General features: G+C 28.3%; 9 protein-coding genes. 4 read left to right on the top strand and 5 right to left on the bottom strand.

Annotation, left to right across the window (positions count from 1 at the left end):
* Positions 1 to 87: 87 nt before the first annotated feature.
* The 4 genes from TVTCOM_RS16600 to istA all read right to left on the bottom strand — a co-directional run bounded on the left by TVTCOM_RS16600 (position 88) and on the right by istA (position 4,126).
* On the bottom strand, positions 88 to 1,320 hold the full coding sequence (locus TVTCOM_RS16600) for an IS256 family transposase (protein ID WP_434796184.1): 1,233 nt from the start codon (positions 1,318 to 1,320) through the stop codon (positions 88 to 90).
* Positions 1,321 to 1,492: 172 nt separating this feature from the next.
* Positions 1,493 to 1,921: a hypothetical protein gene (locus TVTCOM_RS16595; protein ID WP_434797370.1), complete on the bottom strand. Its 429-nt coding sequence runs from the start codon at positions 1,919 to 1,921 to the stop codon at positions 1,493 to 1,495.
* Complete coding sequence (gene istB / locus TVTCOM_RS16590; protein ID WP_434797369.1) at positions 1,918 to 2,670, bottom strand: IS21-like element helper ATPase IstB; 753 nt, start codon at positions 2,668 to 2,670, stop codon at positions 1,918 to 1,920. The genes TVTCOM_RS16595 and istB overlap by 4 nt, the downstream gene beginning before the upstream one ends.
* Entirely contained in the window at positions 2,660 to 4,126 is a 1,467-nt protein-coding gene (gene istA, locus TVTCOM_RS16585) for an IS21 family transposase (protein WP_434797368.1), read from the bottom strand. Before istA ends, istB begins: the two co-directional genes overlap by 11 nt.
* A 195-nt stretch (positions 4,127 to 4,321) precedes the next feature.
* On the opposite strand from istA, the gene TVTCOM_RS16580 reads away from it, so the two are divergent.
* Both TVTCOM_RS16580 and TVTCOM_RS16575 read left to right on the top strand, forming a co-directional pair.
* The gene (locus TVTCOM_RS16580) at positions 4,322 to 6,064 is read left to right on the top strand and encodes an McrB family protein (protein ID WP_434797367.1); all 1,743 of its coding nucleotides are present in this window, start codon (positions 4,322 to 4,324) and stop codon (positions 6,062 to 6,064) included.
* Positions 6,036 to 8,363 (top strand): DUF2357 domain-containing protein, encoded by a 2,328-nt coding sequence (locus tag TVTCOM_RS16575; RefSeq protein ID WP_434797366.1) that lies wholly within the window; start codon positions 6,036 to 6,038, stop codon positions 8,361 to 8,363. The genes TVTCOM_RS16580 and TVTCOM_RS16575 overlap by 29 nt, the downstream gene beginning before the upstream one ends.
* A 534-nt stretch (positions 8,364 to 8,897) precedes the next feature.
* On the opposite strand, the gene TVTCOM_RS16570 is transcribed toward TVTCOM_RS16575, so the two are convergent.
* Entirely contained in the window at positions 8,898 to 10,283 is a 1,386-nt protein-coding gene (locus tag TVTCOM_RS16570; RefSeq protein WP_434797365.1) for a M28 family peptidase, read from the bottom strand.
* Between the two features lie 415 nt (positions 10,284 to 10,698).
* On the opposite strand from TVTCOM_RS16570, the gene TVTCOM_RS16565 reads away from it, so the two are divergent.
* Both TVTCOM_RS16565 and TVTCOM_RS16560 read left to right on the top strand, forming a co-directional pair.
* Positions 10,699 to 11,697 carry an aliphatic sulfonate ABC transporter substrate-binding protein gene (locus TVTCOM_RS16565; protein ID WP_434797364.1) on the top strand — a complete coding sequence of 333 codons (999 nt, stop codon included), beginning with the start codon at positions 10,699 to 10,701 and terminating at the stop codon, positions 11,695 to 11,697.
* Positions 11,698 to 11,718: 21 nt separating this feature from the next.
* Entirely contained in the window at positions 11,719 to 12,486 is a 768-nt protein-coding gene (locus TVTCOM_RS16560) for an ABC transporter permease (protein ID WP_434797363.1), read from the top strand.
* Positions 12,487 to 12,496: the final 10 nt, after the last annotated feature.

Genomic DNA, 12,496 nt, shown 5'->3' with positions numbered 1-12,496 from the left:
GGAATACTAATAATGGTATTTTATACATTTTTATTATGTGTCTAATTTAGGACAATATACACTAAATTTACCATTTTCAAAAAAATTTTAGATTGTATATTTTTTAGGAATTCTATCTTCAAATCTAATTGTTAGCTGCGCTAAAGTGGTAGCCCAATTTTGATTTGGAGATGTCCATTTTTCTATGATTTTCATAGTAGAAAGATACAGAGATTTTCTTAGTGACTCATCTGTAGGAAATACAGTTCTAACCTTTGTATATTTTCTTAGCTGTCTATTAAAACCTTCTAGTGAGTTTGTAGTATATATGATTCTTCTAATATCTTCAGAAAAATCGAAAAACGTTGCTAAATTAGGCCAATTATTATACCAAGAATCTATTACAACTGAATACTTGTTATACCATTTATCTTTTAAAATATCTAAATTTGCAAGCGCAGTTTCTTCATTGAATGCTCTATACACATTCTTTAAATCTTTCATAAATTCCTTTTGATCTTTTGATGCTATATATTTTAATGAATTTCTAATTTGATGTACTATGCAAGTTTGTATATTCACATCTGGATATACAGTTTTTATTGCTTCTGGAAGGCCTTTTAAACCATCCATGCAAGCTATTAATATATCATTTAAACCTCTATTTTTTAAATCATTACATACTGATAGCCAGAACTTTGCCCCTTCAGATTCACCTATCCAAATACCTAATATATCTTTTTTTCCTTTCATATCTAAGGCCATACAAATGTATGCAGCTTTAGATACTATTTTATTATCATCTCTTACTTTAAAATGCATAGCATCCATATATACTATAGGATAAATTTCATCAAGTGTTCTACTTTGCCATTCGGCGGCAGCCTCAACAACCTTATCTGTTATCTTAGAAATCATTGAAGGTGATACATCTATACCATATAGCTCTTCCATTTCAGATTGAATATCTCTCACACTCATTCCACAAGCATAAAGACCTATTATCTTTTTATCTAATTCATTACATACTGTTTCATATTTCTTAACAACCTTCGGTTCAAATTCTGATTTTCTATCTCTTGGAACATCTAATCCAATATCACCAAAACTACTACTTATTGTCTTTGAACTATATCCATTTCGATAATTTGTATCATTATTATCAGATCTTTCATATTTCTCTCTACCTAGATGTTCTTCCATTTCAGCCTCTAAAAGTTGTTGCATTACATCCTTGAATAGTTTTTGCATCAATCCATTTTTTCCAACGATGTCTTCCATTGTCTTACATTTTTTCACCTCTGCTTGATAATCAATATCCGGAATAATTATATCTTTCATTTTACAAACCTCCATAAATTTTAATATGAATATTATTCCAAACTTACCAATTTTAAATACTAAAAAAGTGTAGGTAAGTTTGTTTTTACACAAACCTATCTACACTCCCAGATTTGCAAGTACTTTTGACCCACTTTTCAAAATTTTTACGGGTAAAATTGACCCACCTAAACTATATTAATTCTACATTGTATCCTTCGGATTTTAAACGAGTTAAATTAACATAAACTTGTTTTGTAGAATGATTTAATTTAATAAAACTATTTAATTGTATCAACCTATCGGTTAACAATTCCAAAAATATATCATTATTATTTATTGTTGAAAAGCTATCAGAAGCACCTGATAGCTTTCTATTATTTTCTAACTCTTCTAAAGTCATAAAAGTATTATTTGAAGGTTCTTCAACTACTGTCTTAATTAAATACTTTTTAACACTACGATTATAGTAGTACTTATTGCTATTTCGCAAAATAGTTTTAAATACATTGGCACTGACATTATAATTTTCAACTATGTACTTTTCTCCAACTTCGTGTCCATTTTCATTGTAAAATTCGATTACTTTGTCCAACTCATTGATTAAATCTTTCTTACTCATCTACAGTTTCCTCCTTTTCCCTTTACTCTATAACTATCACCTGTTATACTAACTATATGAGAGTGATGAATTAGTCTATCTAAAATTGCTGTAGCAGCAATTTGACTAGTGAAAACTTCATTCCATTGTTTAAATGGTAAATTTGTGGTTATTATAAGGGAGTTTTTTTCGTATCTGTGACGGATAAGTTGAAAAAATAAACTCTCTTTTTCTTTGTCCATAATTAAATATCCTAACTCATCAATTATTAGTAAATCTATTTTACTTAATTTCTTTAGCTCTAAATTAATATTTCCAAAGCTTAAAGCTTTTAATAAATCATCCATTAATTTACTAGCATTAATAAATAATACTTTATATCCTTTATTACATGCTTCAACTCCTAAAGCCGTTGCAATATGACTTTTTCCAACGCCCGGAGGGCCTATCAAAATAATGTTTTCTTTTTGTTTTATGAAGTTTAATTCACTTAATGACTTTAATTTTTGTGTATATGAGTGATTGTGAAATGAAAAATCATATTCTTGAAATGTCTTTATACTTTCAAAATTAGCATTTTTAATACTTCTATCTACTGATCGCTTTTGCTTGCCTATTTCTTCAACTTTTATTAAATTTACTAGGAACTCTTTATAACTAAGCTTACTCTTTATAGCCTTTTCAATTTCAATGGTATATTGCTCTCGCATTTCTACTAACTTGAATGATTTTAAGGTATCTATAATATATTCATCTAAATTACTTTTCATATAAGCCTCCTTCTTCATAATAATCCAAACTTCTTACTAAATTTTCTTTTGGAATATCAATGTTCTCATCAGTAAAGATAATATCAAAATATTTATCTTTAATTGTGGATTTTATATCATCAATATGATAAATATTTTTATCTAGGCAATAACTTAAAATTTTATCAATCTTATCTTCGCTATATAAGTCTGTTAATGCTAATATTTTTCTGGCATGATAACTAGGTTGTTGTAATACTTTAGCAGATTCATCTAGATACCTTTTTCCATTTGAAAATTTGGATGTCATTAATCTTTTTACTTGTGGTATTGATTTGTTCATATTGTAGCTAACGCTATTATAGTGTCCTTCAATTCTATTAATATCACAACTAGATTTTGTTAAGTCATGTGTGGCTATAATTTCACCATCATAATACACACATAGTAAGTAACCATAAGAAATTCTAAATTTAACGTTTTTATCAGCATATTTTGCAGGAACACTATATTTTTTACCTTTTACTGATATCAAACAATCAAGGCTTACTTTTCTTGGTTCATTGTATTTAAAAGAATATAGATTTTTAGGTAGAGGTAAGAGTGATTGTTTTTCTTCTAAATACATTTGACTGGGTATTCTTTTAGTGGTTGTATGAATTTTATTATTCCACTTATCAATAAAAGCTTTTGCTGATTGATTTAAATGATTCATATTTTCAAAAGAATTACCTTTTATAAAATGTTCTTCTATATAATTGAAGGGTCTTTCTACTTTGCCTTTTGTTCTAGCCCGATAGGGCATACATGCATTTAGTTCTGTTCCAAGATGTGCTGCTAATAGTAATGCATTTCTATTATATTGAGGTTCTTTTTCTTTTTCATGTTTATCTACTAAAGCTTTTGGATTGTCTATTAATAGCTCTACGGTTGTTCCTTCTAAATTATTGAATAAATTTTCAATTGCTTCATATATAGCTTGTCCATCAATTGATAAAGAGAAGGCTATCGCCTTATAGCGACTGTAGGATAATATTAGACTAAAGCAATACACCTTAGTAATTTTGTTATTAATAATAATGTTATATTCTGACCAGTCAAATTGAGATTGATCTCCTGGTTCGGTTTCAACTCTTGTTGTAGCCTTGGTTGAAATCTTTTGTTTTTCTTCTTTTAATTGATTTAAATATCTATATATAGGTCCAACACTTCCTTGATATCCTATTTTTTCTAACTCTTCATAGATTCTTGATCCTATAAAGTTATATTGTGGGTCTAGATACCATTCTTTTATTTTATCTTTGTATTCATCAATTTTTGTAGTATAAACTCTTGCTTTATAAGGCTTTCTATGTTCTTCTCTTAATATTTTTCTAACTGTATTTCTTGATATTCCCAACTCTTTAGCAATTTTCCTTATACTCATTCCTTTCTTTTTTAATTTTTTTACGGTTATCCAATATTCCACATCTTTCACCCCATTACCTCCATTTCATACAATTTTCACTTTATATGAAATGGTATTATATATTTAAGGGTGGGTCAATTTTGTGTGTAAATAGTGGGTCACTTTTAAGTATAAATCAACAAAAATTATAATCTAAATTTAGATAAGTATTATGTAGATTATGAAGATGGGTATAAAAGAAATAAAGTAAAACTAAATGATTTTATGAAAAATGAAGAATTAAAAAGCTATTTAGAAGAAAAAATTAAGAAAAATGAAGAGTTTAGAATAGTTATTCAAAAGGAATTTGATAAAGATTACGTATTAAACTCTGATAATTTTGAGCTAGAAATAGCACAATCTGTAAATGAATTAGATTTTTTATATAAAAAATCTGTGCAAAATGATTCTGAATCAGTAACAGTATCTAAAAAATTTATAGAAATAATAAAATCACAAAGAATGAATCGTAGTCTCAAAATAGCATTATTATCATGCTTTATAAATGAAAACATAATGAAAAGCAGAATAACCTATGATGAAATATTTAACGGACTAAAAAAATACTATTCTATACCAAAGCATAGAGCAGATTTAAGTGAAATAGAGGATTTAGAATCATGGACAAAAAATAAATACATAAGTAGAATGAAACAAACTGCTATGAAGTATTTACCACAAGAATACTTTATATTAGATGACCAAAATGAAACCTATAGCTTATCTAGCGAAATAGAAGAATATGTAACAGATCCTAATTTCGTGAATGATTACAAAGATGCAGTAGATTTTCTAGAAAACAAGTACTTTAAAGAAGGTGGTGAAGATATAGTGCAAGAGAAGAAAATAACAAATAAACAGGAAAAAGAGATTATAAGTCACATATTAAATTACATAACTTCTCAAGGGTACGAATACGATTACAACCTAATCTCCAACCTATATCTATCCCTAAAAACAAAACCCTTCGTAATACTAGCAGGAATAAGTGGCACAGGAAAATCAAAAATAGTAAGACTGTTTCCTCAGGCTCTAGGAGCAACTGTAGAAAACAACCAATACAACATGATAAGCGTGCGACCAGACTGGAACGACAGCACAGAATTAATAGGCTACAAAAACCTAGAAAGCAAATTCATAAAAGGAAAACTTACACAAATCATAGAAGAAGCCTCACAGAACATGCACAAGCCCTACTTCATATGTCTAGATGAAATGAATCTGGCAAGAGTAGAGTACTATCTAAGCGATTACCTAAGTGTTATAGAAAGCAGAAGAAAAGAGGAAGATCTTATAGTAACTGATAGCCTAATCTACGACTATGAGATAGAAGATGAAGATAGCTTAAAACTTCCAGAAAATCTTTATTTAATAGGAACTGTAAACATGGATGATACCACATTCCAATTTAGTAGAAAAGTCTTAGACAGAGCCAATACAATTGAGTTCTCAGATGTAAACTTAGAAAGTTTATTTGAAAATGAAAGTGAAGAAGTTGAAGAACTATCTGATGTCTATAATGATTTTATAAAATCTAATTACTTAAAAACCCTTGATATAGAGCAAGAATATAGGAATTATGCAAAAGAGATAAATAGAAAAATTATTGAAATTAATAATATTTTAAGTAAGTCTCAAAAGCAGTTTGCATACAGAGTTAGAGATGAAATTCTCTTCTATATGATAGAAAACAAAAAAGCTGATTTATTATCTGAAGATGCTGCTTTTGACTATCAGATTATGCAAAAAGTATTACCAGCCATAAATGGTAGTGAAAATTCAATAAAAGAGATTCTGATAAATCTGTTTAACTTTATTTGTGAAAAAGAAATCTTAAATGATTCTGACATAGATGAAGCAGAAAATTACCTACAGTCGGCTAATGTTAGGTATAGAAAAAGTGCTGAGAAAATAGTATACATGCTAAAAGGATATAATTATGATGGATATGCAAGTTACTGGTATTAAAAATGATATTTTGCAAATAAACACTTCTGATTTTACTGTGTTTATTGATGGAAATAGCCAAAATAAAAAGTATAATGCTACCAACAACAATAAAAATATTAGTGGTCAAATTACTGTAAGTACTGATTTAGACAACTTAAAAGTTTACACAATAAATAGCTATAATGAACTGGAAGAAAATCAGAGTAATTCAATGATTCCAAGTTTTTTTGAAGATAATATTTATAATCTATATTTAGAAAATAACACAAATGAAAAATTTGAAATTTATCATCATAGCAAGGAAATCAGAGAAAACATATCTTATAGAGGGAAAAATGCTTTTGGATCTTTTAAATTTAATGGTGATATAGGTTATTCTACTTTTAATATAAGGAAAAACAATAAAGATGTGTTGTCTTTTACAATACAGGTGTTTCCAACAAAGTTAGACTATATGAATGATTATAATGCAATACTAGAGGATATTAATAAAGAAGTTGAATCCTTAGTATTTGATTATTTAGATAAGACTTTTTCCAGAGCTAATATTGTTGATGTTAAGAAACAAACAGGTGTTGAATTTATAGCTATTCTTCATAATATTTATGATAATTTGGACAAGTCTATTAGAAGGATTGAGAAACATCCAAAGCATAATGTAATAGAAGAGTTTCAGTTAAAAGATAGAAATAAAAGTAAGAGAATTGATGTAAAAGAAACTATTAAATATCTTAGAAAAAATAAGTCTCATAATGTTATAGAAGTGAAAAAGAGAACTACTTTAGATATTTATGAAAATCAATATGTAAAATATATGATAAAAAGAATACTTATTAAAATTAGAGAAACTAAAAATGCTATAGCTCACAAGTATAATAAAAATCATGTTTCTTATGAAATTTTATCAAAGTATGAAAATAAGTTAAACAATCACCTAAATGGATTTTTTAGAGATATTAGTGATATAAAAAATAAAAAATCTATGACACTAGTTTTTAAAATGGCTAGTGGTTATAAAGAAGTTTATTTTTATTATAATCTACTGTCAAAGGGACTTGATATTTATGAAGGTTTACATGAAATAAGTAATAAAAAACTATGGAATTTATATGAAATTTGGTGTTATTTAAAAATACATTCAATCATAAAAGAACTAGGATATAAGCCGAAAAACTCTTCATTGATAGAAGTGAATTCCAATGGATTGACCTTATCTGTGGCACAAAATAAACAGTCAAAGTTAATTTATGAAAATTTATTGGGAAATAAACTAGAGCTTTGGTACAATAAGGCATATTATGGACTTCCTACTACAAACCAAAGACCAGATACTGTTATCTGCATGAAAGGTGATAAAACAAAAGATAGAGTTTATATTTTTGATGCAAAATATAGGATTTTTGTAGATAATAATGGAGAAATAGGTCCAATGGAAGATGATATAAATGTTATGCATAGATATAGAGATTCTATTGTTAGTGAAAATAAAAAAGAAGACTATTTTAAGTATAGTACATTTGGAGCTTATGTTATGTTTCCATGTAGTGATGAAGAAAAGTTCAAAGAGCATAGATTTTACAAGAGTATAGAAAAAGTTAATATAGGAGCTATACCTATGCTTCCTGGATCAACGTCTCTAATGAAAAAGCAAATTGCAAAAATTATAGGAGAGTCTTATATTGAGGCAGTGAACAATAATCCTATCTTTGATGAAGAGGGAGATTATTATAAATTTAAAAATAAAAATGTGATGATTGTTAATGCTAAGGATCAGGAGCACTTAAATACATACAGGAAAAATCAATTTTATCACATTCCTAAGAAGACCTTATCTAATGTGAAAATAGGTGTTGAGTATCTTGCTTTTTATGAATCTAGAAAGTTTGACCAAGGTAGTGGAATTTACTACTATGCCAAAATAAAAGATAGCTACACTTATGAAAGAGGTAATTGTGTTGAATTGAAATGTGGCGAAGATAAGAAAAAAGATGCATACCTTAGAATTGACTTAGAAAAGTTTGAAACAGTTGGACCTATAACAGGAGTAGAATATGGTGTTCTTATTGTAAATTATACTACGCTATACTTATTGAAAAATGCCAGTACAATACATGAACTTGGACTGAAGAGCAGAAGAGAGATTGAAGTTTATAAAATATTGAAAAGAATAAGTAAAAATAAATCTTTGACTTTGAAAAAGTTTAAAGAAGGTTTTTATCTGGGAGAAAACTTTGTTAGAGTTTGTGATAATGGGGATATTAGATTAAATGATAAGTTAGTGGAACTTGGTGAGTTATATTCAGAAATTAGGTTTTGATAAAATACATATAATAACAAAGTTTACTCTTAAAAATAATAAAATCTAAATGGAGTGATCAAAAGAATTATGAGAGCTGTATTTAATTAAAAAACTCGTGCTCAAGTAGGAAATAGTAAAAAACATAGTTACAAGGTGAAAGACTGATGAATGCTGGGTTTGAGCTGTGTTTGTGCCTTGGTTGTTGTGTGCTTACGCCTACAAAACCCTATATACGCGCGCGCACATATATGCGTGTCTGTATATAATTATAATAATATATATATTACTCAATATAGAGTTATAAGCACATAGGCACAATAGTGGCTACAAGTAAGTAATTAACAAACTTATAGCCCGTGCCTTTTTTTGTGCTTATTCAACATTTAGGCACACGCAGGCACAAAGCTATTTTTACCATTATAAAAATGTAAATAAGTTTAATTTGAATAAAAAAAATTATGCTCAACCTATACACTATAGGTAGAGCATAATTTAATAAAATATTAAAAAATAGGACAGAAAATAACAGTCATTATGATTATATGAAATTATCTATTTCTCTATATTTAAATCGTATTTTTTTATTACTGGTTTAGAATTTCTTACAGCACTTCTTTCTATATTAGGAGTGTCTTTTCTTACTACATCATAAATAGATGCTCCTACCAATTCTCCTACTTGTTGAAGTCTATCAGTACTTATGTTGATTTCTATAGTATCTTGTGGTGTATGATAGTATTCTTCTAAATCACCATTTTCATCTCCCCATATAAAGCAAGCTGATGGTATTCCAGCTTCACCAAATGGAGCATGGTCAGAAGATGAACCCTTACCAATAGATAAAACTTCGTTACTTAATCTATATCCAGATGCAGCCATTGATTCAGTAACTAAATTTTCTTCGCCATCTATAGTGTCTGCATATAATATATCACAAGATTCAGCACTAGTTGCTATCATATCCATGTTGAAGTTTGCACAACTTCTATCTAATTCATTCTTAGTTAATTGAGAAACATAATATTCAGATCCATTTAAGCCTATTTCTTCAGCACCACAAGCAATAAATCTTATTTCTTTATTTATAGGATAAGATTTTAATATTTTAGCCAATTCTAATAACATAGATGTACCTGATGCGTTATCATTAGCACCTGGAGCATAAGGGACACTATCATAATGAGCTGTAACATAAACTATTTCAGGATTTTTAACTTTTTTAGGTGTTCTAGTTGCAATTATATTTTGTGAACTTGTTAAAACATTTGATTTTATAGAAACTGTAACACTGTCTTTTGTCATCTCATCTTTTATTTTTTCACCATCTTCTAAAGATATAGATAAGTAAGGTATATTTGCTTTGTAATCTCCTAAAGTAGGGTTTACGTTGCCGCTTGCATTATTGTACATTAGGACAGCTATTGCACCTGCTGCTTCTGCGTTCTCTGCTTTTTGTGCAAATGAAGCGCTCCCTCTTTGTAAAAATGCTACATTACCCTTTACTTCAGCTGGGAATTCTGATATATCATTTCCAAGACCGCAATCAATTAGTTGTCCTTTTATACCAGTTTCGTCTGTATATCCTGAACCAGTAGCTGTATTTACTTTGAATAAAAAATCTTCCAAGTTTTCAACTGTTATTTGCGAGACTACATTATTAATACCAAAATTTTGAACCTGCACATCATATCCATAACTTTCAAACTGAGATTTGATGTAGTTTGATGCCTCTTTTTCCTCATCTGTACCAGCTACCCTTGGTCCAATAGTTTCACTTAAATACTTAATATGTTGTAGAGCCTTGTTAGAATCTACCTTTGTAATAATTTTTTGGTCAAAAGCTTTTAATGCCTTCTCATTTGGTGCTGCAAAGGATATCATTGGTACTGACATTGCAAAAGCAGCAAGTAGTGAAATAAGTTTTTTTGTTATTTTCAATTCAATCTCCCCCTAATATTTATTTAGTAGTATTTCTTTATTACTACTATTAAAGACAATTGTATCAGAGGGGTCATATCGTAAAATGTATTTTTGGGAAGAATAGGACAACTTTAAAAACATTTTTTCTCTAATTATCTGACAAAAACATATAATTTAATTTAAATAATATGTTTTTTATACAATTGGTGTGTAAAAAACATTATCGTACACAAAAATTATTGAGAAACTCCAAAAAATTATCAGTTAAAACTCCAATCAATTTTAGAAAATATGTTGTATTATCAAAATGATAATGCTATAATCATTCCATGAATCAATTATCAAAATGATAATTGTTTAAAATTTAATTATTTAATGAAGCATATCACAAATCTATTATCATGCTTTTATAAAAATAAAGGGGGAAAATAAAATGAAAAAGCGATCAAAAAAAGTAATAATTGCATTAATAGTTTTTGGATTATTAGCATCAGTAGTAGGGTGTGCTAAAAATCAACCTAAAAATGAAAATGCATCTAGTGACACAATGAGAATTGCAATTCAACCATATCCATTGTACACACCAATTTATGTAGCTAAAGAATTAGGAACTTTAGAAAAAGCTTTAGATGAAATAGGAGTAAAAGTAAAATGGTCATCATTTCAATCAGGTCCATTAGTAAATGAATCATTTGCATCGGGTCAGCAGGATATAGGTGTTTTAGGAGATGTACCTGCCATAATAGCTAAATCCTCAGGACAAAATAATATAATTATATCAAATGCAGCTTATGGAGAAAAAGCCCTTGCAGTATTAGTTAAGTCGGACTCGAAAATAATTAGCCCAGAAGAATTAAAAAATAAAAAAATTGCATATGCAAAAGGATCATATGCCCATCATTTACTTTCTATAGTTCTAGAAAATGCTGGACTTTCTTTAAATGATATTCAATCAGTAAATCTACCAGCAGGAGATATACCTACAGCAATTCAAAATGGAGAAGTTGATGCAGGTGTTCTATGGGAACCATTTATAACTAAGTTTGTTAATGAGAATAAATTAAAAGTATTAGTAGATGGAACTGATATAAAAAGAGGTAATCTAGTAACTATTGCAACTAAAGATTATGCTACTAAAAATCCAGAAGCAGTAAAAATTTTATTAAAAGTATATGCTGATGCAGCTCAATATATAAAAGATAACCCTAAAAAAGCAGCAGAGCTTGTATCGGATGAGTTTGGATTAAGTACAGATGAGTTAGTTGAAGTATTTAAAAACTTTAATTATAGTCCTAAAATATCAGATGAAGATATAGCAGAGCTTAAAGTAGTAGAAGAATTTTTAATTAAAGAAAAATTAATATCTTCACAAGTAAATATTGATGAATTTATAGACACATTATATTTGAAGGATAGTGGCTTATTAGATTAAGACATAGCAGGAGATGAAAATATGAAAAAAGCACGTAATTATAAATTATCAGCATTATTTTTATATATATTATTACCTGTATTAATTCTTATAGCCTGGAAATTAAGTGATATTATTGGCTTAATACAACCGTATGCTATGCCAACTATAGAGAGTGTTCTACAAGTAACATGGGAATATAGTAAAGATTTAAGTCTTTTTAATAATATATTTATTAGTTTTGTAAGGGTAATGGAAGGATTTGTTATTGCATCAGTATTAGCACTAGTTCTAGGTATAGGAATTGGCTTATCTAAAAACTTAGAAATATTTACAGAGCTAATAATTCAAGTATTAAAACCTATACCACCCATAGCGTGGATTCCTTTGGCCATATTATGGTTTGGAATAGGAGAATTTTCTAAAGTATTCATTATTTCTCTAGGAGCTTTTTTCCCAATACTGATTAATGTGGTAGATGGTATAAAGGAAATTGATAATAAATACTTGGAAGTTTCTAAGGTTTATGAAGTACCCAGGTTAAAGGTAATAAAAAAAGTAATAATTCCAGGAGCATTCCCATCAATAATGACAGGACTTAGAGTAGGATTAGGTAATGCATGGGTATGTGTTGTAGCGGCAGAAATGATAGCAGCAACACAAGGAGTAGGTTATATGCTAATGGATGGTAGAAGTTTATCAAGACCAGAGATAGTTATCTTAGCCATGCTAATCATAGGTATAGTTGGAAAATTAATGGATGATTTAATAAAAAAACTATCAGAAAAACTTATTAAGTGGAGAGTATAAATCATCATAA

It is taken from the genome of Terrisporobacter vanillatitrophus, from assembly GCF_051148895.1.
In the GTDB taxonomy this organism is placed as follows: Bacteria; Bacillota; Clostridia; order Peptostreptococcales; family Peptostreptococcaceae; genus Terrisporobacter; species Terrisporobacter vanillatitrophus.
This window is presented reverse-complemented; position numbering and strand designations above follow the sequence as displayed.